Raw genomic sequence first — 23,872 nt, 5'->3', positions numbered from 1 at the left:
TTATTCCACCTCCGTCTCCATGATCATTTCATTTTCTAAAATATTTCCTTCTTCTTGCATACCAAACTGTACATTGCGCTCAATCCATTTACGACGCGGTTCTACTTTATCACCCATTAATGTTGTAACGCGGCGCTCTGCCCTCGCTGCATCATCAATTTTCACACGAATTAATGTACGCGTTTCAGGATTCATCGTTGTTTCCCATAATTGATCCGCATTCATTTCGCCAAGTCCTTTGTAACGCTGTAACATGTAACCTTTTCCAACTTTTTTCGTTACTTCATCTAATTCATCATCTGACCATGCGTATTCAATTACTTCACTTTTTCCTTTTCCTTTACTTACTTTGTATAAAGGAGGAAGTGCGATAAACACTTTACCAGCTTCGATAAGTGGTTTCATATATCTGTAGAAGAATGTTAATAACAATACTTGAATATGCGCCCCGTCTGTATCAGCATCGGTCATAATGACAACTTTATCGTAGTTAATGTCTTCCACATCAAATTCATTGCCTACACCGCCGCCAATTGCATAAATGATTGTATTAATCTCTTCATTTTTAAAGATATCAGCAAGCTTTGCTTTTTCTGTATTAATTACTTTACCACGTAATGGTAATACCGCTTGGAAACGTCGATCTCGTCCTTGCTTCGCAGAACCACCGGCAGAGTCACCCTCTACTAGGTACAGTTCATTTTTCTGCGGATTACGTGATTGTGCGGGTGTTAATTTACCACTTAATGTACCTTCTGATTTCTTTTTCTTTTTACCAGTACGCGCTTCTTCTCTCGCTTTACGAGCGGCTTCACGTGCCTGTGCTGCTTTAATTGCTTTTCTCACAAGAAGTGTAGCTACGTCCGGGTTTTCTTCTAAAAAGTAAGCTAAATGCTCTGATACAATGGCATCAATTGAAGAACGAGCTTCACTTGTACCTAGTTTCCCCTTCGTTTGTCCTTCAAACTGAAGTACTTCTTCTGGTACACGTACAGAAACAATAGCCGCTACACCTTCACGAATATCTGTACCTTCTAAGTTTTTATCTTTTTCTTTTAATAGCGAAACTTTACGAGCATACTCATTAAACACACGTGTCATTGCTGTCTTAAATCCAGCTTCATGTGTTCCACCATCTTTTGTACGTACGTTATTTACAAACGATAGAATATTTTCTGAGTAGCCATCGTTAAATTGAAATGCTAGCTCTGCCTCAATTCCATTTTGTTCACCAGAGAAATATACAACTGGATGAATCGAATCTTTCTCTTCGTTTAAGTATGAAACGAAAGCTTCAATTCCTGTTTCATAATGAAACACATCTTCTAAATCATTTCGTTCATCTTTTATTGAGATTTTCATCCCTTTTAATAAAAATGCAGATTCGCGTAATCTTTCACATAAAGTTTCATAGTTATAATTTGTTGTACTGAAAATTGTTGTATCTGGTTTAAAATGCATTGTCGTACCAGATTCTTTCGTCTTTCCGATTTTTTCAAGCGTCGTTACAGGAACACCACCATTTTCAAAGCGTTGTTCATAAATATTTCCGTCACGCTTAATCGTTACGACTAACCATTCTGATAAGGCGTTTACAACTGATGCCCCAACACCGTGTAAACCACCGCTTGTTTTATAGCCACCTTGACCAAACTTACCGCCTGCATGAAGTACAGTTAAAATAACTTCAGGTGTCGGTTTCCCAAGTTTATGCATTCCCGTAGGCATTCCTCGCCCTTTATCAATAACGCTAATACTATTATCTTTATGTATTACGACAGAAATTTCGTCGCCAAATCCCGCTAACGCTTCATCAACGGAGTTATCTACTATTTCGTATACTAAATGATGCAATCCACGGCTGTCCGTGCTCCCGATATACATACCCGGGCGTTTTCGAACGGCTTCAAGTCCTTCTAACACTTGAATCGCATCTTCATTATATTGGAACTGATGCTTCGCCAAACTCCTTGCCCCTTTCCTAATCCAAAATCAGAACATATGTTTCTATTATAGAATAACGCCTCGACTATAGTTTTGGCAAGTTATCTTATCTCTTTTATATACCATTTTCAATAGAAAAATCCTTGTTTTTTCACAAGGATTCCTCTAGGCTACTATTTCAGAAAAATAATCGTTTGTCAACGAGAAATGGATATGTATTCCAAGATTACACATTCCAAACCTTTATTATGATCCAAATGATCAATATCCAAAACGGGATTACAAGTAACAATCCCCAAAAACAGCCTTTAAAAAATCTCATGATGAACACCTCGTTCATCGGCCCTACTTATCTATAATAAGGGCTGAAGCAATCTTTCTAACTTTACAATCTATACTATTTTGTCATTGCATGTTCTACTTTTATGCAACGATCCATTATTACAGTATAGTCTTTTTCTTTTAAAAGTTGATATGTATCTTCATCTTGTACTCCTAATTGTGCCCAAAAAACATCTGCATCAATCTCCACAAATTCTTTTGCAACATCCATTAAAAATTCTGAACGGCGGAATATATTTACAATGTCAACATGTTCCTTAATATCTTTTAGTGAAGCAACTGCCTTTTCTCCAAGCACTTCATCTACTGTTGGGTTTACTGGAATAATGCGATACCCAGCATCTTGCATTGCTTTTGAAACCATATACGATGTACGTTCTGGCTTATCTGATAATCCAACAACCGCAATTGTTTTGCTTTTCTTTAATACTTCACCAATTTCCGTACGAGTTGGGTTTTCAATCATCATAATTAATCCCTCCTATTCCTTTAGTATAGCCGATAAAGAAAGTCTCTTTCAATATGAAAGAGACTTTCTTTTATTCCGATTATTGATTCTTTGTAGCTGAGTTATCTGCTAAAGTAGCTGTTTTCGTCATTTTTTGACCGTTACGATAGAATGTAACTTCCACTTTCTCGCCTACTTTTTTCTTTTCATATAAATATTTACGGAATTGAAGAGCATTCTCTACTTTTTGATTATCTAATGCTACTACAATATCATATTGCTCTAAACCAGCTTTTTCGGCCGGTGATATTGGGTAAATTTTACCTAATACAACACCGTTTGTTACGTCTTTCGGTACTTTCAATTGATTTACTGCATAAGCTTGCACATCTTCTAATGAAACAACACCTACTCCAAGGGCTGGACGTTTCACTACTCCGTCTTTTTCAAGTGATTCAATAACTGGCTTTGCGATATTAATTGGAATAGCAAATCCAATTCCTTCAACTTCTTGTTGTGCAATTTTACTTGAATTAATCCCAATTATTTCACCGTTTTGGTTAAATAACGCACCACCACTATTACCTGGATTGATCGCTGCATCTGTTTGAATAACTTGTGCTTGCCAATCTGGACGTTTGTCCCCATCAATATCAACTGGAATTTCACGTTCTTTACTACTGATTATACCTTCCGTTACACTTCCATCAAACCCTAGTGGGTTACCGATCGCAATTGCTTTTTCACCCGCACGGATTTTACTTGAATCACCTAAAGTGGCAACTTTATTTACATTAGATCCATCAATTTCTACAACCGCTAAATCTAACCAAGGGTCTTTCCCTACAAGCTTTGCATCTACTTTTTTACCATCACTTAGTTTTACAGCAAGTTTATTTGCTCCATCTACTACGTGGTTGTTTGTTACAATATATGCTTTATTTCCTGCTTTTTTATAAATCACACCTGACCCTGAACCGGCTTGTTGTTCTTGACCTGTCGGTTGCATTGCAAATGGATCAATGCTTTGTTGCATATTAATAACACCTACAACAACATCTTTCGCGCCTTCAATCATCCCAGGTAAATCAGTCTCATTTTTTGCTTTATTGACAACAGGAACTACAGTACCTTCTACTTTCGAATCTGAACTAAATGATGATACCGCCGCTCCATTATTTTGAGCCCATGGCATATATGGTGCTGCAAAACTAATTGAAACAGCCCCAACTACAGCTCCGACTAAACCTGTGAAAAAATAACCTTTTTTACTTCCTGATTTTCTCACTTCTCTCGTTTCACTATGCTCTTCATTTAAATTTGGTCCGTCGTAATATCCCATGTTTACTTCCCCTCTCTGGTGAATTCGTATTTTCAGTATAGTCACGTTTTGTGTCCTTCTTGTGAACTCATCGTGAAATCCAATTAAAAAAATACTCTTATCTAACATTGTAGACAAGAAATGTATTTTTTGTACATTCTGCCTGCCAAAGAGGATATAAAATCGACATTTCCCTAGGCTAAAGTACACAATCCGTTACGATTATTCTTCAAACTTATAACCTACTCGAATAACAGTACCAATATGCTTCGCTTTATCTCCTAGCTTATTTCGTAGTTTTTTAATATGAGTATCAACCGTTCGGTCATCACCGTAATAGTCATATCCCCATAACTGATCTAATAAATGTTGACGTGATAACACAATTCCTTTGTTCTCCATTAAATAAACGAGAAGTTCAAATTCTTTATGTGTTAATATAATTTCTTCTCCATCTACTAAAACGGTTCTAGATAGACGATTCACTTCTATTCCAGCTAAAGACATAGCATTTTCTTCTGCTACCCCTACCACGCCATCCGCACGTTTCAGTAACGTCTTCGCGCGAGCTACTAACACTTTCGGGCTGAAAGGTTTCGTTACATACTCATCTGCACCTAATTCGAACCCTAGTAATGTATCATCCTCATCCGAACGTGCTGTTAGCATAATAATTGGTACTGCTGATTCTTTTCTAATTCGTCTACAAACAGACCATCCATCTATTTCTGGTAACATAATATCTAACATAATTAAATCAATTTCATGCTCTGCAAATAATTCTAACGCTTTTTTTCCGTCTTCTGCTTCGATTACTTCAAAGCCTTCATTGCGAAAATAATCGCTAACAATTTCACGTAATCTTCTTTCATCTTCAACAAGTAATACTGTTTTATTCATATAATCTATCCCGCCTTTTTACTCTTTCAATCGAATAATACGTTGATTGGAGCTTCCGCGAAATGGAAGTGTTAAATCTTTTTTCTCGATTTCAAATCTTCCATCGACTAAAATATCCCCATAATGTAACAACTCTATCATATCATTATTTTGAGAACTCTGTATCTCTTCTAACGTATAACCTGTATACATCCATAAATTTTTTTTCAAATCTTTCACTGCTCTTGCTACTTGTTTCACTTCAGCAGCTTGAAAAAATGGATCTCCACCTGAAAATGTTACATCAGTTAATGGATTACTTGCAATCTCTTTCACAATTTCTTCTACTGTCATTTCAGTTCCATTACAAATATTCCACGATTTCGGATTATGGCAGCCGAAACAACGATGCGGACAGCCCGCAAAAAACACGACTGTCCGCAACCCTTCTCCATCTACTACACTATCATGAATGATGTTCATCACTTTCATTTATGCTTCACCCGATCCATCTCTTCACTACGTTTCGCACTATTCCACTTCGACATATCTCCTACAAGATAACCTGTTATACGGCGAATTCTTTCTATGTTAGCCTCATCTTCATTTCCGCAGCTCGGACATTCATTTCCAATAACTCCGTGATAACTACAGCACTTACAACGGTCAACAGGGTGATTAATTGAACCGTATCCAACGCCATTCTCTGCCATCGCTTGTACAATTTGTTTTAATGCCTTTTTGTTATGCATTGCTGCTCCATCTAGTTCAATATACGTAATATGTCCCCCGTTACATAGAGCGTGGAACGGGCCTTCTAAACGAATTTTATTTATCGCCTGAATGTTATAATAAACTGGAATATGGAATGAATTCGTATAATAATTATGGTTCGTTATACCGCTAATCACGCCAAATTCTTCCCTATCCTTTTTCACAAACTTCCCTGATAACCCTTCTGCAGGAGTTGCAATGACTGAGAAATTCAGTTCATGTTCTTCTGTCGCTTTATCCATTCTATCTCTCATAAAGGAAATAATTTCATATCCGAGTTTCCATGATTCTTCATCTTCTCCGTGATGCTTTCCTGTTAAAGCTACTAAACACTCCGCAAGACCGATAAAACCAAGACTTAACGTCCCTTGCTTTAAAATCGATGCTACAGAATCTTCAGGCTGTAACTTTTCTCCACCACGCCATACACCTTGTGAATATAAAAATCGAAAATCTCTTGCTCGTTTCGTACATTGATACTCAAATCTCTCTAATAATTGCTGGATTCCTACATCTAAGTAATAATTTAACGCTTCAAAAAACGCTTCTTGTGAACCACTAATGAGTGCTAATTTCACTAAGTTAATGGACGTAAATGATAAATTCCCTCTTCCAATCGCCGTTTCTTCTCCATGTATGTTAGACATAACACGAGTACGACATCCCATGTAACATACTTCACTTTCCGGTCTTCCATCATAATGCACAGCATTAAATGGCGCATCTAAAAATGAAAAGTTAGGGAATAATCGTTCAGCCGTTGTCTCTAACGCTAATTCAAATAAATCATAGTTCGGATCGCATTCTTCAAAATTCACACCTTTTTTCATTTTAAAAATTTGAATAGGAAAAATTGGTGTTTCCCCTTTACCAAGACCAGCTTGTGTCGCTTTTAAAAGTTGTTTAATTAAAAGTCTTCCTTCTTTCGATGTGTCTGTTCCATAATTAATAGAAATAAACGGTACTTGCCCCCCGCCCCTACTATGCATACTATTTGAATTATGAATGAAAGCTTCACAAGCCTGATACGTATCATTTTCTGTTTCTTTCCACGCAAACTCTTCTATTTGTTCTTTCGTAAGCGGATATGACTGTAATCGTTTCTTATGTCTCTCTACTGTTTTTCTCACATATGGAGCTAAATCGACATCAAAGAGTGCAAACGATTGACCACCATGCTGCATATTTTGATTCGCTTGAAAAATAATAGATGAAAGAGCTAATGCACTTTTAATGTCTTGCGGTTGTCTCATATGTCCATGTCCGGTATGAAAACCATTCGCAAGCATTTGCGCTAACGGAATTTGTGAACAAGTTGTCGTTCCTGTCGCATAAAAATCTAAATCATGTGGATATAATATATTTTCATTTATCGCTTTTTTCACTTGATCTGACAATAAATTTTCAACAGCGTAATATTTCGCACTCTCAGATGCGAACGTTCCCATTACTCCCATCGGAGAGCGGCCATCTACATTTGCATTTTCTTGCATTAAATCTTGTTCATTTCCGTGGACTATTGTCTCAAACACTTTCATTAATTCTTCTTCTCCACGTGTATTATTTTGTAACATTTATAACCCTCCACCAATATGTTGTTGTCTTTTGATTAAAATGTTACTACATATAGTCTTAGTGTTTCTGTGAGAAATGTAACATTCCTGTGAAATTTTTTGCACGAAATAATGAATTTTTCATTTACAAAAAAGAAATGTGCTCTTTACAAATGTATGGTACAATATACGGGAAAAACTCTTTTTACCCTTTATCAACACATTTGAATAAAGGAGACTGAACTTATGGTTACTACATATCTTTTATTTATCGTTGCCTACTTACTTGGCTCGATTCCATTTGCACTAGTCGTTGGAAAGATTGGTTATGGAATTGATATTCGTGAGCACGGAAGCGGTAATTTAGGCGGAACCAATACATTCCGCACACTAGGGAAAAAAGCAGGTTTTATCGTTACAATTGCTGACATTTTAAAAGGTACATTAGCAACGAGTCTACCGATTATTTTCGCGTTAGACATTCATCCACTATGGTTCGGATTAGCAGCTGTTCTTGGACATGTGTATCCGATTTTCGCGAAATTCCGTGGTGGTAAAGCAGTTGCAACTTCTGCTGGCGTGCTATTATGCTACTCACCAGTTGTTTTTGCAATTTTAGCTGTTGTCTTTTTCAGCCTTTTATTTACAACAAGATACGTATCACTTTCTTCTATGGTAACAGCTGTCGTTGCCGTTATCGCATCAATTGTTAGCGGGGATAAAATCTTCATTATTGCGATGTGTTTATTAGCAGGTATGGTTATTTATAAACACCGTGCAAATATTGGACGAATTATAAATAAAACTGAACCGAAAGCAAACTTTTCAAAAAAGCAAAAATAAGATCGTAACCCACATAACGCAAAAAGAAAACGTGAAGCATATTAATAGCGTCTTTTTGCGTTATTTTTTATACTAAAGAAAAAGCAACATAATTTGGAGGAACTATACATGAATCTTTCCGTAACAAAAGAAGCAGCACAATGGTATAAAAACGAATTAAACTTACAATCGGGTGAAACACTGCGCCTTTTCGTACAATATGGCGGTTGTAGTACTGTGCAAAAAGGACTTTCTTTAGGTATTCGTAAAGATGATCCTGCACATCCTGCTGTTCAAATTCAAGAAGAAGGTATTAACTTCTTTATTGAAAGCGATGATGAATGGTTCTTCGATGGACATAATTTATCTGTTACATTTAACGACGGTGATGATTTCCCGCAATTTAATTATGAAAAATAAAAAAACGTGGCTTCCGCCACGCTTTTTTATTTTTTCTTAATTTCCTCATATTTCGCATACCACTCTGGATAGAACTTTTTAAATGATACAGGGCGAAATCCTTCTTTTTTCGCACAAATATTTGTCGTACTTGCCGTAATACAAAGTTCACCTTCACCATTATATATTTCATATCCATATACAACGCGAAGCGGGCTCACTGTATCAACCCACGTTTTTACAATTGCTTTTTCCCCGTAACGCATTGCTTTACGATAAGAAATTTGCAAATCTAACACAGGAGAAATAATTCCTTCTTTCTCCATTTCAACATATGAAAACCCTAAATCTTGTATAAGTTTCGTGCGACCTAATTCAAGCCACACCAAATAGTTTGAATGGTAAACAACACCCATTTGATCTGTTTCCGCATAACGGATTTCAACTTCATGTTCTGCTACAAACATATATATTCGCCTTCTTTCACTTCTGCTACCTTGCATACATTTAATCATAATACAGTGAAATCAAAAATAAAATAAAAACAGTGAATCTTTTACCGAAAGGAGCAAGCATATGATTCAAATTGTAACGGTTCGTAGCGGTGATAGCGTATATAGCTTGGCATCAAAATATGGATCAACACCTGACGAGATAGTAAAAGACAATGGATTAAATCCAGCTGAAACACTCGTTGTTGGTCAGGCACTGATCGTGAATACGAAAGGGAATAATTATTATGTACAGCCTGGCGATAGCCTATATCGAATCTCTCAAACATATAACGTTCCTCTCGCTAGTTTAGCTAAAGTGAATAACTTATCTTTAAAATCCATTCTCCACGTTGGACAGCAATTATATATACCGAAAGGGACGAAACGTGCAGTAGAATCCATCGCTTATTTACAACCTTCCACTATACCTATTAAAGAAAGTTTAGTTAATGCTACACGTGCTATTAATCCATTTTTAACATACTTAGCTTACTTCAGCTTCGAGGCAAAAAGAGATGGTACGTTAAAAGAACCAACTGAAACAGCTAAAATCGCTAATATTGCAACGCAAGGTAATACCATCCCTATGCTCGTTATTACGAACATCGAAAACGGAAATTTCAGTGCCGATCTAACATCCGTTATTTTACGGGACGCAACAATCCAAAACAAATTTATTACAAATATTTTGCAAACTGCTGAGAAGTACGGTATGCGAGACATTCATTTTGACTTTGAGAGCGTGGCACCTGAAGATCGCGAAGCGTATAATCGCTTTTTACGAAATGTAAAAACACGCTTGCCTAACGGGTACACATTAAGTACAACACTTGTACCGAAAACAAGTTCAAATCAAAAGGGAAAATTTTTTGAAGCTCACGATTATAAAGCACAAGGACAAATCGTTGATTTCGTCGTCATTATGACATATGACTGGGGTTGGCAAGGCGGACCACCGATGGCTATTTCTCCTATCGGTCCTGTAAAAGAAGTACTTCAATACGCAAAATCTCAAATGCCTCCACAAAAAATTATGATGGGGCAAAATTTGTACGGATTCGATTGGAAACTACCGTTCAAACAAGGAAACCCACCAGCAAAAGCAGTTAGCTCTGTTGCAGCTGTTGCACTTGCTCGTAAATACAATGTTCCTATCCGCTATGATTTCACAGCTCAAGCTCCACATTTCAACTACTTTGACGAAAACGGTGTACAACACGAAGTTTGGTTTGAAGATGCGAGATCTATTCAAAGTAAATTCAATTTAATGAAAGAACAAGGCATTGGCGGTATTAGTTATTGGAAGATCGGCTTGCCATTTCCACAAAATTGGCGTTTACTCGTTGAAAACTTTACAATTACGAAAAAGGGCTGACAAAAGTCAGCCCTTTCTGTACATTCTGTTAAGATTCATCTTTGATTTCACTTTTTAATGAGTCAATACTTTCTAAACGTCTTTGATTTTTTGCTTCAATAGCAGAACGGTCTTTTTCATTAGAAAGCTCCGCTGTTTCTTTTGCTTCATTAAAGTTATCAATTGTATTTTGCACCATTTCTTGTAACTTTTCAGCGTTATCACTTCGATTATCTGGATTTGGCATGTACTTTCCTCCTAATATTGTATATACACACCATCTTAAATTACCTATCTTCCCTCAAATTTATACATAAAAAAGGAGAATACAATATTCTCCTTTTCTTTAACCGTTATCAACAATCGGTTGTTTGCCCGTTTGGTCTTGCATTTGCTTTCCTTTATTGCCACCAGCTTTTTTTGATTGTGTTCCAATATGATTCGGTGCAAAGTCTTTTGAATTCTTTTTCGGATTACCCATTACTATCGCCTCCTTAACAGTAGTATCGTACTAGTGTTAAGAATTATTCAGCCTGCTTAAAAAGTTTCATTTCATAACGTTTTTCAATACGCTCTTCAATACGATCGATTGCATCGCGATCACTTAATAATTGTTGTTTATTTTCTTTCACAAGCTCGTCAAACGATTTACGGCGACTTCTTCTCATGCTGTTCACCCTCTCTCCTTCGCTTTCTTATTACATAGTATGAGCAAAGGAAAAACTATTTAATCAGATTTGCAAGAAAATTTTATGTTTTAGTACTCCTAAAAAAACTCCGTGTACAGTAAAATGTACACGGAGTTTATCACACCATAATATTCAAATATTCTTTTAGTTTTTCATCTGCATTCATTTCACTTTGTTTATAATCATGCAGCGCTTGCAATACAAAATCATACTGTTCTAAAATATAACTTTCTAATTTCAGGACGTCCTCTAAGCTATTCAGCATAATTCTCGTGTTACCAACTTCACTTTTTAACGCCGGTTCACAGGCTAAACTCGTACATATTTCTTTCACATCATCTTCTAATATGTCTGTTAATACGTATTTCTTTCGCCCTTTTACCTTTAATCTCATAACTGGATAAAAAGCTTTTATATCTAAATAGCTCCCTACATTCATGCAACGAATCCATTCAATATCACGTTTATTTCGTACAAGTATCTCTTTTACCACTTCATATACTGCTGTTTCATCAAGTACTTCTGTATTCGATTTCCTTTTCGCCTCTTCTTCAATAAAGGCACATTTTTGATAAACTGCTGCACAAGTAATACAATCATCAAATGCATTATGAGAACTTAAACGAATTCCAAGCATTCGCTTTAACGTTTCAAGTTTATGATTAGGCGCGTGCTTCATATATTTCTTTGCTAGAAACACAGTATCAATCACTTTATTTTGTGGTTCCGGTAAACCAAGCATATTCACATTACTTTTCAAAAAGCGCATATCAAAAGATGCATTATGAGCGACAATTACATTTGTATGTAAAAATGCTAAAAATAAAGGTAACACTTCTTCAATCGTCGGTGCATCCGAAACACGATAATTTGTAATACCTGTTAAACTCGTTATTCGGTCCGGAATTGGACGCTCCGGATTCACATAGGAAACAAATTGATCTACTAGTTCATGATTACGATATTTCACTGCTGCGACTTGAATAATTTTATCATTATAAGGGTTAAATCCTGTTGTTTCAAAGTCAATTACAACATAATCTAACGGTAAGGATATATTCCCCACTCCAAATACACTCCTTTATCTCTCAACGTTTATATTTCTTTCATCATATCATGAAGCTTTCACTACGTGAAAAAGAAAAGGCAGAAATGATTATATTCCATCTCTACCTTTTCACTGTTATTTTAATTTAGCAATCCGTTTCTCCATCTCTTTTTGCGTCATCGGTCCAATAAACTTATCTTGAATGACACCTTTTGTATCTATAAAATACGAAGTTGGGATCGTAATGACTTTATACGCTGTTGTTACATCAATGTTCTTGTCCAATAAAATAGGAAAAGTAATTCCTTTTTCCTTAGCAAAATTACTTACCTTTTCTATCCCCCCGCCTTTTTCTGAAGGCGTATAATTTATTGCTAAAATTTCTACATTTTCTTTATGCTCTTTATAGAAAGCCTCCATATCTGGCATTTCTTGCTGGCAAGGCCCACACCACGTTGCCCAAAAGTTTAAAATCACTTTCTTTCCTTTTAAATCTGATAACTTTACATTCGTTCCATCTAACTTCGTTAATTCAAAGTCTGGCGCACTCTTCCCTATTTCAATACCATTACTTGCAATCATTTCTTTCATAGCAGCTTCACTTTTTGTGCGCTCCCCTTGGACCTCCTGATCGTTTTTACCAAACTGTTCATAAGCTGCATATCCCGCTAAACAAAGTAATACTACAATAATCGTAAGCTTCCGCCACATGTTATATCACCCTAACGTATTTATCTTCTTTTAACATATTTATCAAAATACTATATACCTTATTTTAGCTTATACGGACAAGCTTGGAAATATTCACAGTCTAAATAATTAGAATATTCTTATTTAAAGTGCATTTTTTTCCTTTTTATCATATAATTAGAAAAATAAATGCAGTGTTGTTTATTTTCTTATGGACCTATTCACCTTTTTACTTTCGTAGTTATATAAACTTCAACAAAAGGGGGGTTTTTTATGAATTCATTCGAAAAAATAACATTATATATTCTTAGTTTTCTTTTATACCCAATCGGTATTATTACATGGATCATTTCACTCTTTAGTAACGATCTTGAAAAAAAGAAAGTAGGGCGTATTTGTCTCTACGTTTCTCTAGTCTCATTCGTCCTTTTCTTAATTCTTGGAATTGCAACTTTCCTTATGACAGCTACTTTTAACGTCGATCTGAATCATTCAGAATCTATCGAGTATCAAATAAATGACGCTGAATAAAGATAAGAGCATTGTTCTTATCTTTATTCACATCTCTTAAAAAATGAATGACTATTTATTAATTTTTCAGGACTTCCACATGCTACAATACTTCCTTCTTTCATGATGACAACGCGATCTGCTAGTATTACTTTCTCTACATCATGTGTCGCCACAATTCTCGTGACCTCGCCTCCCAGCCCTTCTATCATATTCCAAACAATTTCTTGATTGCTCGGATCTAATCCGGCAGTCGGTTCATCTAAAATAATAAGATTTGGATTTGAAACAATTGCTCGCAATAATGCAAGACGTTTCCTTTCTCCTCCCGAAAACTCTTCACCACTTTTATGTAATACAGTTTGAATCCCTTCAGGCAAGTCCCTAATAATTGATGTTCCATTTACAAGTTCAATATTTTTTTCTAACTGGTGTTCTATATACTCTTCACCGAAATACATATTCTCTTTTACTGTCGTCCGAAAAAAACGTGGTTCTTGCCACACTGTAGTCAATCGAGCCTCATTTCCATAATAAGCAACGCTACCGTTAGATGGTTTATACAAGCCTGCCATTAATTTTAAAAGCGTTGTTTTTCCTGCACCACTTTCTCCTACAATCATAATGAGTTCACCAGGTTTAATTTGCAAATCAATATTATAAATTCTGCATTTCTCTTCATCATTCTCCTGAAATGAAACATTTGTTAATGTCATCCCCATCGCTCTTTCTACATTACTATTTGCCACTCGCTTATCTAAAAAGGAAAAAACTCTATTTGCCGAAGCAATTGCAACTTGTGTCATCATTAATAAATCGCCCACATAACGGACAGGGAAAAAGAGCATTTCAATTGTCGCTAACGCTGCAACAAGTGAACCAACTTCTATTTCCCCCTTCATTATTTTTTGCACACCTATAATGAGAACAACGATATATGCTCCTGTTTCAATCACCGTTCCAACTACCCCAATGCAATGTTGCATCATCGTCTTCTTTACTTCTGTTTTATAAGATTGTGCTGTTACTCTCTTAAATAAGCGAATGGCCCACTTTTCTTTTTGTAAACTACGCAAATCTTGTACTCCTTTTACAAACTGTGACAACATCTCTACAACAGTTGACTGATTGTTTTGAGCAATACTTGCAATATTTCTTACCTTTTTCCCCATCAATATCGGAACCGTTGCACTTAAAAATAAAAACGGAGTTACCCACAATATAAACTGTATATCTATATGTTGTAGTGCTATGAACGCACCTATAAATTGTGCAATGGCATGTATATATTCTATTAATATAGAACCATATAATCTGACCCAGTTTGGAATATCAGACACAACTAACGTTTCTAACTCTCCTTGTTTGATTTTCTCACTCTCTTCAAATGGTAATAAGAAAAAATGGCGCAATACATCTATACGCTTCTTTTGCAATATTCGTTGACTTGCTTTTGAGCTTACATAATCAAATGAAAGATTGTTCACCCACATCAACAAGCGGCTAACTGCAAACAAAGTAATGTAAAGATACGCTCCCTTCAGCTCTCGTTGAATTAGGTTATCTACAATTAGTCCCATGAATAGTGGACGAGATAGATTTAAAATAGCTGCAAAAATCCCACTGCATACAGCTGCTATTACTAATATTTTTTCTTTCTGTAACGGTAACAAAATTCTTTTATATTCTTTCATAATATCCCCTCCATTTTTATAGTAAAAAGAAAGGGATGAAACCAAATGGTTTCATCCCTTTTCATAAAGTGAAACTTTAATCAGTGGGGGTTTTCTTCATCCCCCACTGATTATCAGCCCTCACCAATCGGACTTTAATGGACAGCCCGCCCCCCACCTAACTTCTTTGCTTTCGCTGCATTTTGAGGTGGGGGTCTTACTGCCCATTAAAGTCGGATAAAATAAGGAAGCTAACAGTTGTTAGCTTCCTTATCATTCATTTCAATTGTTTAGTTCGACACTTTAGACTCTTCGATTTTCTCACGAAGAACCATTTGCAGAATACCACCGTGACGGTAGTAGTCAATTTCTACTTCACTATCGAAACGAGCTACTACTTCAAATTGTTTTTCGTTGCCATCTGCATCAGTTGCAACTACTTTTACAAGATCGCGTGGTTTAACTGTTTTGTCGATTTGAATTTCAAATGACTCGTTACCAACAAGACCTAATGTTTCAGCGCTTTCACCATCTTTAAATTGAAGCGGTAATACGCCCATTAACACTAAGTTACTGCGGTGAATACGCTCGAAGCTTTCTGCGATTACTGCTTTAATACCTAATAAGTTTGTACCTTTTGCAGCCCAGTCACGAGAACTTCCCATACCGTAATCTTTACCTGCAACAACTAGAAGGCCTGTGCCGTCTTCTTTATATTTCATAGCAGCATCATAGATTGATGTTACTTCACCAGTTGGCCAGTATGTTGTATATCCGCCTTCTGTGCCTGGTGCAATTTGGTTTTTAATACGGATGTTCGCGAATGTACCACGCATCATCACTTCATGGTTACCACGACGAGAACCGTAAGAGTTAAAGTCAACTGGTTGTACGCCGTTTTCTAATAAGTAGCGTCCAGCTGGTGTATGCTTACCGATTGAACCTGCTGGTGAAATATGGTCTGTCGTTACAGAGTCACCAAATTTACCAACTACGCGTAAGCCTGATAACGTTTCAACTTCACCTGGCTCTTTAGATAAACCTTCAAAGAATGGTGGATTTTGAATGTATGTTGAATCATTATCCCAAGTATATAAAGCTTCGTTTGAAGTTTGGATTTCATTCCAACGCTCATTGCTATTAAATACTTGTGCATATTCTTTTTTGAATAGTTCAGATGTAACAACGCTTTGAACTACATCTTCAATTTCTTTAGCTGATGGCCAAATATCGTTGAAGTAAACAGCATTGCCATTTGCATCTTTACCGATTTCATCATTTTTCAGGTCAATATCAACAGTACCTGCAAGTGCATATGCCACAACAAGTGGTGGTGATGCTAAGTAGTTCGCTTTTACAAGTGGATGAATACGACCTTCAAAGTTACGGTTACCAGATAAAACAGATGTTACTAATAAGTCGTTTGCTGCGATTGCTTCTTCTAATTCTGGCGCTAATGGACCAGAGTTACCGATACAAGTCGTACAGCCGTAACCAACTGTTTGGAAACCTAATTGATCTAAATATGTTGTTAAACCAGACTTATCTAAGTACTCTGTAACAACTTTAGATCCTGGTGCTAATGATGTTTTTACGTATTCAGGTACTTTAAGTCCTTTTTCAATTGCTTTCTTCGCAACTAGACCTGCTCCAATTAATACGTACGGGTTTGATGTATTTGTACAGCTTGTAATTGCAGCGATTGCAATTGCACCTGTTTTCATCGTTACTTCTTTATCTTCTAATGTAACCTTCACCTCTTTATCGAACTCTTGCTCATTAAATCCAAGTCCTTGTGTTCCAACTGGTGCTACAACAGCTTTGTGGAACGCATCTTTCATATCTGAAAGTGGAATTAAATCTTGTGGGCGTTTCGGTCCAGAAAGGTTAGATTCAATTGTATTTAAATCAATTTCAACAAGATCAGTGTAAATTGGATCTTTGCTGTCTGCTGTATAGAATAAGCCGTTCGCTTTACAGTATTCTTCAACAACTCGAATTTGCTCTTCATCTCTACCTGTTAAACGTAAGTATTCTAATGAAATATCATCGATTGGGAAGAATCCACAAGTTGCGCCGTATTCTGGTGCCATGTTTGAAATTGTTGCACGGTCAGCTAAAGGCATGCTCTTTAGTCCATTACCGAAGAACTCAACGAATTTACCAACTACACCTTTTTGACGTAATACTTGCGTTACTTTTAATGCAACGTCAGTTGCTGTAGTACCACTTGGAAGTGTACCAGTTAATTTCACACCGATTACTTCAGGTACTGGGAAGTATGAAGGCTGTCCAAGCATTCCTGCTTCTGCTTCAATACCACCAACGCCCCATCCAAGAACACCGATACCGTTAATCATTGTTGTATGTGAGTCTGTTCCAACTAATGAATCTGGATATGCAACTAAGTCACCTTCCGCATTTTTCACAGCGTGAACAACTGGTGCTAAATATTCAAGGTTTACTTGGTGTACAATACCTGTAGCTGGTGGAACTGCACGATAGTTATCAAATGATTTTTGTGCCCAGCTTAAAAATTTATAACGTTCTTCATTACGTTTAAACTCTAAGTCCATGTTGAATGCAAGCGCGTCTGCCGTACCCGCTCTATCAACCTGTACAGAGTGATCAATTACAAGGTCTACAGTAATTTCTGGATTAATTTTATCAGGATCCCCACCCATGTCTGCCATTGCTTTACGAAGCGAAGCCAAATCAACAACAGCTGGAACACCAGTGAAATCTTGTAAAATTACACGAGATGGTTTAAATGGAACATCGATATCTTGCACATCTTTCGTTCCCCATTTCGCTAAATTTGTAACATGCTCTTCTGTAATTACACGTCCGTCTACTTGACGAAGTACTGATTCAAGTAAAACTTTCACGGAATATGGTAATTGAGATACGTTGCCAACCCCTGCGTTTTCAAGCGCTTTCAAATCATAATAATGATACGTTTTTCCATCTACTTCAAAAGTTGCGCGTGATTGAAATGGATTATGTTTGACCATTATGTTTCCCCCCTGTTAAACGTGACTAAGTTGTCTGAATATAAAATGTAGACAAACTTTTCAATACCTTACGATAATATCTTATTACAACTTTCTAAATAAGTAAATAATAAGAAACTTATAGATTATCATAAGTTTTCTTTATGTTTCTAAATTTGAATAGTGTTCATGCTCCTTATGAATACTATTACCATAAAGTAAAGTGCTCTATTAGCGCTTTACTTACAGTTCATACATACTATGAACTGCTCATCATTCAACTTACAAAAAAAGTTATAGAGGTGAAATAAAATGGGTAAAAGAAAAGCAAATCATACTATTTCAGGAATGAATGCGGCATCTGCACAAGGACAAGGTGCTGGTTATAACGAAGAGTTTGCAAATGAAAACTTAACTGCTGCAGAACGACAAAATAATAAGAAACGCAAAAAGAACCAGTAACGAAAAATCCCAAAAGGAACATTCACCTTTTGGGATTTTTTCTAATGTTTATAACGTAACAATTCCGAAACCTTTACAAATCGATAGCCTTGCTTTTGAAGCTCCGGTAAAATTTTTGCTAGCGCTGCTACTGTTTGACTACGATCATTTCCTCCATCATGTAACAATACAATATCTCCACTTTTAGCATTTTTCACTACATGATTTACAATGGATTCAACACCTGGATTTGCCCAATCACGTGGGTCTTGGTGCCATGACCATAGTACAGTTTGATACCCAGCTTCTTTCGCTGTTTTAAATACAGCATCGTTAATATATCCACCAGGTGGACGGAATAACAAAGGTTCTTTTACCCATTTTTCAAAATATTTCTTTCCATCTAAAATATCTTTTTTTAATTTTTCATCTGATGAACTATTCGCATATAAATGATTCATCGTATGATTTCCAATTTCATGTCCCTCTTTCAACACTTGTTTTACTAAATATGGATTGCGCTGCACTCGAAATCCGATCATAAAAAATGTCGCTTCCGCTTTATATTGACGTAATAAATGTAAAACTTGTGTTGTATAAGTTGGATCTGGTCCATCATCAAATGTAATGGCAATAATCTTTTCATTATTAGGTACTTCCCACGTTACATAGCCAGTTGGTTCTAGCTCTTTTCTGAGCAACATTTTCGCTTCCACTTTTTCCACTTGAAATATATGTACTGCGCATAGTAAAGAAAAAATTACTAAAAAAACTTTCTGTTTTAGCATAATATTCATTAAAGTAAGAGATTGTCGAACACCAACAATCTCATTTACTTTTCTAATTGATCTACATTTCGCATAATGTTTTGGAGATTACTTTCATATTGCTCAAGTTGTGGACGTTGTGTTTCTGAAGCTACCTCTAGTGCATTTTGAATTTGTTCATATGCTTCCTGAACCTCTTGGCGTAATTCTTTTAAATCATGACCGTAGTTTGGATCATTTTTCACAATGTTGTTAAATGCATTTTCTGCTTGTGTAACGCCTTGCTGCGCTGCTTGAAAAGCTTGTTGCTTATCTTTATGATATGGCATTATACAATCCCCTTTCCATAATAGTTAGTCCCACTTATCTTTACCTTTTTTTCTAAAAACATTCTCGTATAAATTTGCAAACTTCTCTCATTCTAAAAAGAAAGAGGAGGTGTCATAGACAATGAGCAAAAACAATCGTGAAGCGAAAGAAAAAAAAGGACAACCCGAACCATTAAGCGGATCTCATAAAGTAAAAAACCGTAACCATTCACGCCAAAAACATCATGCACATCATGATATGTAAAATAAAAAATGCACACTAGCTACCTTTTCCACATACAATGTTTATATTTTTCCATTTATTCTTCACCCCTACTTCATTCATGCATAACATAGTATGAATTGAGATTTTACGGAGGGTGTCTTACATGGGCAAGAAAAAGAAGGATTGTCTTTTTCATGTTGATGGTTTCGAAGAATGGATGGATCAGTTTTGTTCTGATTCTTGTAGCAACTTTAGTTTCCCAAATCAAATTCATATTGACCTTTGTGAAACGGAACAAGAATACATTTTGGAAACAGATGTACCAAATGTAAAAGAACAAAATGTAGTCATTAAAAAGATGAAGACAGGCCTAAACATTTGCATACTTCATAAAAATATTTCTTTGCAGAGAATCATTCCTTTACCCGATAATATTATTTATAAAAAGATGCTAGCCTGCTTAGAGAATGGATATTTAGCCATTCATATTTCCAAAAATGAAGTTGCTCATAAACATGAGGAAAAAGTTCTTTTTCAAATTGAGAAGTAAAATAAAGTAAAACTTTAACCAACAGGAGTTTTACTGCCCGTTAATAGCGGGATAAATACAAAAATAAGCCCCAGCAGGTGACTGGGGCTTATTTTATTTCGCATGTAATCCCATATTAGAATTTCCATCATATCTTTTTTTCAATAAACTTTTCGTAACTAACAGCACTGGAAACGCTACAGTTGAAAATATAGCTAGCGCTGAAAATACTACAAACCCATTTTGGTACCCGTAATAATCGAGAAGTATGCCCCCAAACCACGGACCAATTACTGCTCCAATTCCCGAAAAGCCCATCGCCCCGAAGTATGTTCCTTTTAGATGCGTGACAGCAATATCATCAATAAATACATCCGTCATTGAAAACATTAAGACTTCTCCAATTGTAAAAATAATTGTGCAAATGGCAGCACCTAGCGTAGATTCTATTATTCCAAATCCAAACAATCCTCCGCTCACAAATAAAGTTCCAACCATAATGGATACTAACGGTGTATACTTTTTACATATTTGAATAACAGGGTATTGAATTACGACTACAACAATCGCATTTAAAGCTAACATATATGAAAATAATGTCACTCCATCCTGGAATATATGTGCATTTGCAAAATATTGAGATACCGTCGTCGTCAAATGTGAAAAACCACAATTACTCAAAATAATACCGACTAAAGCAACTAAAAATACTATATCTTTTCGCAATATACGCATTGCATTTAGCATTGTAACAGGTTTTTCTGTACTCACTTTCTTTTTTTCCATTGGATACTTCTTAAATTGGAACGCTAGTATAGCTGTATATAGAATATATACCCCAGCTGCTACTAAAAAAGGAATTGTTGATTTTGCACTTCCAATCTGTAGTCCAACAATTGGTCCAATTGCAACTCCAACATTTATTGCACCATATCGCAAGTTATAGACGAGTAACCGATACTCAGGCTTTGTTAAATCTGATAATAATGCTCTTGATGTTGGCTCAAAAAACGACCTACATAATCCATTTAAAGCGTTTAATAAAAAGAAACTTAAAACATGATCTGCAAGTGAAAAACCTATAAACACAAACATCCAAACAATCATGGACCAGAGCATAATCATTTTCCGGCCAAATCGATCTGATAAATTCCCTCCGATAAAACTAGCAAAAACACCAACAAGTGCACTCGTTCCAATAATAGCACCAGTCATTCCAGCTGATACACCTTTAACAGTCGTTAAATAAATCGCTAAAAAAGGGATACTCATTGACGTGGCGAACCTCGCAAATAAAGTCCCTATTATAATTGTCATTCCTAACGGATGAATATTTTGTAACTTCCCCTTCATCTTAAAAACCTACTCTCCCTGTTATCACATAAAAAAAGAAAGCAAAGGATCTGCTTTCTTTTCCCTTTTTATACTTGAGCTGTTGATACCCGAGCTGTTCTCGTTATATCCATATCTATGCCATATGTAAACTGTAATTCTTTACAAACATCTTTAATTAAAATTGCTACATTATACTTTTCATTAAATTGTAAAACGATATTTTCTACTTCTTCATATGTATACTTATATTCCCCTGTAATAACACTTTTTAGATCAAAGCATTCATTTATACAAAGTTGCACAAGTAGCTGGTCATATTTCTCAATTACATCTTCTTTCTTCCACAGTACCTCTTTTACATATAACCGATCAAACTTCACACTTTCTCGATTACAATCCGTTAAAATCCGGGTCATTTCATTTAATTCTCGATACAATTCAGAAATATTTTTGCTTAAACTAAGCAGTTTATCTACGCCATTTTCATATAACATATTCATTCCACCCCCGCATTTTCTTTTTCTTATTATAGCAAGAAAATTCTAAAAAAAGTTTCTTTCTTCTGAAATATTAGGAAACTAATTTCGATTGCTTTACAATGAAACTAGTGAACACGAAAGGGGAAAGAAAATTGGAGCAAAAATTATATTACACTGACGCTTATAAACAAGACTTTACTACAAAAGTTATAAAGCAAGATTATGATAAAGACGGTAACTTATACGTTGTTTTAAACGAAACGGCATTTTATCCGACAGGCGGCGGACAACCACATGACACTGGAACTTTAAATGGTATTGCTGTACTCGATGTTGAAGAAGTCGATGAAGAAATCCGCCACTTCATTACAGAACAATTACATACAGAAGAAGTAGAAGGTAAAATTAATTGGGAGCGTCGTTTTGATCATATGCAGCAACATGCGGCTCAACACATTTTATCTGCTGCTTTTTGGGATCATTTTAACATACCTACGATTGGATTCCATCTTGGTAGAGAAACGGTAACAATTGATTTAGAAACAGAAAATCTGCATACAGAAACAGTTGAAAAAGCAGTACAAATTGCAAACAATATAGTTTTTGAAAACCATCCAATCCGTATAGAGTGGATGAACTTAAAAGAAGCGAAAACGTTACCCCTTCGTAAAGAACCGACTATGACTGAAAATATACGCGTTGTTATGATCGAAAACTTTGATTATAACGGCTGTGGCGGAACACACCCGAAACGTACTGGTGAAGTAGGTCCTATTCAAGTTCTTAGCTGGGAACGCAATAAAGGTGGCATACGACTAACGTTTATCGCTGGCTGGCGCACACTAAAACTTGTGGGGCAACAGCAACAAATTATGAAGGATGTTTCCAAACAATTAAACAGTAGCGAAAGTGATATTCCAGCAAAAGTAGCACAACTGCTTACTTCTCAAAAAGAAAACGAAAAAACAATACAAACAATGACTGAAAAATTATTATATGCAGAGGCAAACGAACTACTTCAACACCCTACCGAAATACATGCTGGCATACTTATTTCTAAAATGTTTACAAATCGTTCTATGCAAGAAGTCGCAAAGCTTTCTGCTATTATTACAGAACAACAAGAGCACGCCATTACATACTTTGTCATTGAAAATGATGACAAACTACAATGCATCCTCGCTTGCGGAAAAACAGTCACGCTCGATATGAATGCTCTTTTAAAAGAGGCACTTCCTACAATCGAAGGAAAAGGCGGCGGAAATAAAAAGAGTGCACGCGGCGGCGGAAAAGCGGTTATGACTGGGGATGAGTTTTTAAATCAACTTGTTTCTTCTTTACAGTCAGCAGTGTAAAACATGTTTATGAAGGATAGCTAACGGCTATCCTTCAACTATATTTACAGGCCTACATTTTGTTTCAAGCCTTGATAACTCCCTGCATTTGCAAACCCTTCATTTACCAATTTTATAAAAGTTTCCGAAAAACCATAATGACTTAATTCGTTAATCGGTACCATTTGCACATCATGAATTGGATTATGATCAAACTCATTAGAAGGTAGCGTAATTTCTCCCTCAATCCTTTCAAGCAGAAACGTAATATGTAATAAAGATGGCCTAACATCTGGTTTATCACAAACATAGAGTAGCTTCTTAATTTTAACTTCTAACCCTGTTTCTTCTCTCATTTCTCGAATCATCGCTACTTCTAACGTTTCACTATTCTCTACCCTTCCCCCAGGTAAAGACCAATTGCGATTAGCTACTTTTTGGTTTACTAGCAATAACTTTTCATCTTCAATTAAAATTCCAGTTACACGAACTTGCATTACATTTTCCATATATAATCTCC

The 23,872-nt window shown here is 36.0% G+C and carries 27 protein-coding genes; 8 read left to right on the top strand and 19 right to left on the bottom strand.

The window, feature by feature from the left end; genetic code table 11:
- The 6 genes from parE to PDK19_RS14555 all read right to left on the bottom strand — a co-directional run bounded on the left by parE (position 1) and on the right by PDK19_RS14555 (position 7,282).
- Positions 1 to 1,965, bottom strand: a complete 1,965-nt coding sequence (parE, locus tag PDK19_RS14580; RefSeq protein WP_001062200.1) for a DNA topoisomerase IV subunit B — start codon at positions 1,963 to 1,965, stop codon at positions 1 to 3.
- 376 nt (positions 1,966 to 2,341) lie between these two features.
- On the bottom strand, positions 2,342 to 2,755 hold the full coding sequence (locus tag PDK19_RS14575) for a CoA-binding protein (RefSeq protein WP_000972423.1): 414 nt from the start codon (positions 2,753 to 2,755) through the stop codon (positions 2,342 to 2,344).
- 79 nt (positions 2,756 to 2,834) lie between these two features.
- A complete protein-coding gene (locus PDK19_RS14570) occupies positions 2,835 to 4,076 on the bottom strand; it encodes a S1C family serine protease (protein WP_000542636.1) in 1,242 nt (413 codons plus the stop codon).
- 201 nt (positions 4,077 to 4,277) lie between these two features.
- Positions 4,278 to 4,955 carry a response regulator transcription factor gene (locus PDK19_RS14565; RefSeq protein ID WP_001044683.1) on the bottom strand — a complete coding sequence of 226 codons (678 nt, stop codon included), beginning with the start codon at positions 4,953 to 4,955 and terminating at the stop codon, positions 4,278 to 4,280.
- An 18-nt stretch (positions 4,956 to 4,973) separates the two neighbouring features.
- On the bottom strand, positions 4,974 to 5,426 hold the full coding sequence (gene nrdG, locus PDK19_RS14560; RefSeq protein ID WP_074615062.1) for an anaerobic ribonucleoside-triphosphate reductase activating protein: 453 nt from the start codon (positions 5,424 to 5,426) through the stop codon (positions 4,974 to 4,976).
- Positions 5,423 to 7,282 (bottom strand): anaerobic ribonucleoside triphosphate reductase, encoded by a 1,860-nt coding sequence (locus PDK19_RS14555; protein WP_074615063.1) that lies wholly within the window; start codon positions 7,280 to 7,282, stop codon positions 5,423 to 5,425. The genes nrdG and PDK19_RS14555 overlap by 4 nt, the downstream gene beginning before the upstream one ends.
- 225 nt (positions 7,283 to 7,507) lie before the next feature.
- Here PDK19_RS14555 and plsY point away from each other — a divergent pair, with 225 nt between their 5' ends.
- Together plsY and PDK19_RS14545 are read left to right on the top strand one after the other, a co-directional pair.
- Entirely contained in the window at positions 7,508 to 8,104 is a 597-nt protein-coding gene (plsY, locus tag PDK19_RS14550) for a glycerol-3-phosphate 1-O-acyltransferase PlsY (RefSeq protein WP_000258965.1), read from the top strand.
- Between the two features lie 108 nt (positions 8,105 to 8,212).
- Positions 8,213 to 8,503: a HesB/YadR/YfhF family protein gene (locus PDK19_RS14545; RefSeq protein ID WP_001054446.1), complete on the top strand. Its 291-nt coding sequence runs from the start codon at positions 8,213 to 8,215 to the stop codon at positions 8,501 to 8,503.
- Positions 8,504 to 8,529: 26 nt separating this feature from the next.
- On the opposite strand, the gene PDK19_RS14540 is transcribed toward PDK19_RS14545, so the two are convergent.
- Positions 8,530 to 8,949 (bottom strand): acyl-CoA thioesterase, encoded by a 420-nt coding sequence (locus PDK19_RS14540; protein ID WP_000495815.1) that lies wholly within the window; start codon positions 8,947 to 8,949, stop codon positions 8,530 to 8,532.
- Between the two features lie 109 nt (positions 8,950 to 9,058).
- Here PDK19_RS14540 and PDK19_RS14535 point away from each other — a divergent pair, with 109 nt between their 5' ends.
- Positions 9,059 to 10,351: a glycosyl hydrolase family 18 protein gene (locus tag PDK19_RS14535; protein WP_000614837.1), complete on the top strand. Its 1,293-nt coding sequence runs from the start codon at positions 9,059 to 9,061 to the stop codon at positions 10,349 to 10,351.
- A 28-nt stretch (positions 10,352 to 10,379) separates the two neighbouring features.
- Here PDK19_RS14535 and tlp read toward each other — a convergent pair whose 3' ends face one another.
- The 5 genes from tlp to PDK19_RS14510 form a co-directional block, all read right to left on the bottom strand.
- Positions 10,380 to 10,577 (bottom strand): small acid-soluble spore protein Tlp, encoded by a 198-nt coding sequence (tlp, locus tag PDK19_RS14530; protein WP_001133509.1) that lies wholly within the window; start codon positions 10,575 to 10,577, stop codon positions 10,380 to 10,382.
- A 99-nt stretch (positions 10,578 to 10,676) separates the two neighbouring features.
- Positions 10,677 to 10,811, bottom strand: a complete 135-nt coding sequence (gene sspN, locus PDK19_RS14525; RefSeq protein ID WP_000527987.1) for an acid-soluble spore protein SspN — start codon at positions 10,809 to 10,811, stop codon at positions 10,677 to 10,679.
- 43 nt (positions 10,812 to 10,854) lie between these two features.
- Positions 10,855 to 10,998, bottom strand: coding sequence for an FbpB family small basic protein (locus PDK19_RS14520; RefSeq protein WP_001254697.1), 144 nt, complete (start codon positions 10,996 to 10,998; stop codon positions 10,855 to 10,857).
- 139 nt (positions 10,999 to 11,137) lie between these two features.
- Complete coding sequence (locus tag PDK19_RS14515; protein ID WP_270707416.1) at positions 11,138 to 12,085, bottom strand: 3'-5' exonuclease; 948 nt, start codon at positions 12,083 to 12,085, stop codon at positions 11,138 to 11,140.
- Between the two features lie 117 nt (positions 12,086 to 12,202).
- On the bottom strand, positions 12,203 to 12,778 hold the full coding sequence (locus PDK19_RS14510) for a TlpA family protein disulfide reductase (RefSeq protein WP_074615064.1): 576 nt from the start codon (positions 12,776 to 12,778) through the stop codon (positions 12,203 to 12,205).
- A gap of 252 nt (positions 12,779 to 13,030) precedes the next feature.
- On the opposite strand from PDK19_RS14510, the gene PDK19_RS14505 reads away from it, so the two are divergent.
- Positions 13,031 to 13,288 carry a hypothetical protein gene (locus PDK19_RS14505; protein WP_001083879.1) on the top strand — a complete coding sequence of 86 codons (258 nt, stop codon included), beginning with the start codon at positions 13,031 to 13,033 and terminating at the stop codon, positions 13,286 to 13,288.
- A 23-nt stretch (positions 13,289 to 13,311) separates the two neighbouring features.
- Here the strand turns inward: PDK19_RS14505 and PDK19_RS14500 are convergent, their stop codons facing one another.
- Together PDK19_RS14500 and acnA are read right to left on the bottom strand one after the other, a co-directional pair.
- Positions 13,312 to 14,961 (bottom strand): ABC transporter ATP-binding protein, encoded by a 1,650-nt coding sequence (locus PDK19_RS14500; RefSeq protein WP_270707414.1) that lies wholly within the window; start codon positions 14,959 to 14,961, stop codon positions 13,312 to 13,314.
- A gap of 269 nt (positions 14,962 to 15,230) precedes the next feature.
- Positions 15,231 to 17,954, bottom strand: a complete 2,724-nt coding sequence (gene acnA / locus PDK19_RS14495) for an aconitate hydratase AcnA (RefSeq protein ID WP_000238560.1) — start codon at positions 17,952 to 17,954, stop codon at positions 15,231 to 15,233.
- Positions 17,955 to 18,245: 291 nt separating this feature from the next.
- On the opposite strand from acnA, the gene sspO reads away from it, so the two are divergent.
- Complete coding sequence (gene sspO / locus PDK19_RS14490) at positions 18,246 to 18,395, top strand: acid-soluble spore protein SspO (protein WP_000518051.1); 150 nt, start codon at positions 18,246 to 18,248, stop codon at positions 18,393 to 18,395.
- 41 nt (positions 18,396 to 18,436) lie between these two features.
- Here the strand turns inward: sspO and pdaB are convergent, their stop codons facing one another.
- Together pdaB and PDK19_RS14480 are read right to left on the bottom strand one after the other, a co-directional pair.
- The gene (gene pdaB, locus PDK19_RS14485) at positions 18,437 to 19,162 is read right to left on the bottom strand and encodes a polysaccharide deacetylase family sporulation protein PdaB (protein WP_123805654.1); all 726 of its coding nucleotides are present in this window, start codon (positions 19,160 to 19,162) and stop codon (positions 18,437 to 18,439) included.
- 44 nt (positions 19,163 to 19,206) lie between these two features.
- Positions 19,207 to 19,470 (bottom strand): hypothetical protein, encoded by a 264-nt coding sequence (locus PDK19_RS14480; protein WP_001146297.1) that lies wholly within the window; start codon positions 19,468 to 19,470, stop codon positions 19,207 to 19,209.
- Between the two features lie 121 nt (positions 19,471 to 19,591).
- On the opposite strand from PDK19_RS14480, the gene PDK19_RS14475 reads away from it, so the two are divergent.
- Positions 19,592 to 19,714, top strand: a complete 123-nt coding sequence (locus tag PDK19_RS14475) for a small acid-soluble spore protein P (protein ID WP_000042141.1) — start codon at positions 19,592 to 19,594, stop codon at positions 19,712 to 19,714.
- Positions 19,715 to 19,838: 124 nt separating this feature from the next.
- A complete protein-coding gene (locus PDK19_RS14470; protein WP_139303003.1) occupies positions 19,839 to 20,225 on the top strand; it encodes an Hsp20/alpha crystallin family protein in 387 nt (128 codons plus the stop codon).
- Positions 20,226 to 20,318: 93 nt separating this feature from the next.
- On the opposite strand, the gene PDK19_RS14465 is transcribed toward PDK19_RS14470, so the two are convergent.
- Together PDK19_RS14465 and PDK19_RS14460 are read right to left on the bottom strand one after the other, a co-directional pair.
- The gene (locus PDK19_RS14465) at positions 20,319 to 21,557 is read right to left on the bottom strand and encodes an MDR family MFS transporter (RefSeq protein WP_074615238.1); all 1,239 of its coding nucleotides are present in this window, start codon (positions 21,555 to 21,557) and stop codon (positions 20,319 to 20,321) included.
- Positions 21,558 to 21,625: 68 nt separating this feature from the next.
- Positions 21,626 to 22,033, bottom strand: coding sequence for a hypothetical protein (locus tag PDK19_RS14460; RefSeq protein WP_000965140.1), 408 nt, complete (start codon positions 22,031 to 22,033; stop codon positions 21,626 to 21,628).
- 137 nt (positions 22,034 to 22,170) lie between these two features.
- On the opposite strand from PDK19_RS14460, the gene PDK19_RS14455 reads away from it, so the two are divergent.
- Positions 22,171 to 23,373 (top strand): alanyl-tRNA editing protein, encoded by a 1,203-nt coding sequence (locus PDK19_RS14455; protein ID WP_270707412.1) that lies wholly within the window; start codon positions 22,171 to 22,173, stop codon positions 23,371 to 23,373.
- A gap of 44 nt (positions 23,374 to 23,417) precedes the next feature.
- Here the strand turns inward: PDK19_RS14455 and PDK19_RS14450 are convergent, their stop codons facing one another.
- Positions 23,418 to 23,861, bottom strand: coding sequence for an NUDIX hydrolase (locus PDK19_RS14450; protein ID WP_000432556.1), 444 nt, complete (start codon positions 23,859 to 23,861; stop codon positions 23,418 to 23,420).
- Between the last annotated feature and the right edge of the window lie 11 nt (positions 23,862 to 23,872).

The organism is Bacillus cereus group sp. BcHK124, from assembly GCF_027712065.1.
GTDB lineage: Bacteria > Bacillota > Bacilli > Bacillales > Bacillaceae_G > Bacillus_A > Bacillus_A pacificus.
Note: the sequence above shows the minus strand (reverse complement) of the source record. Positions and strands in the feature narration are given on the sequence as shown.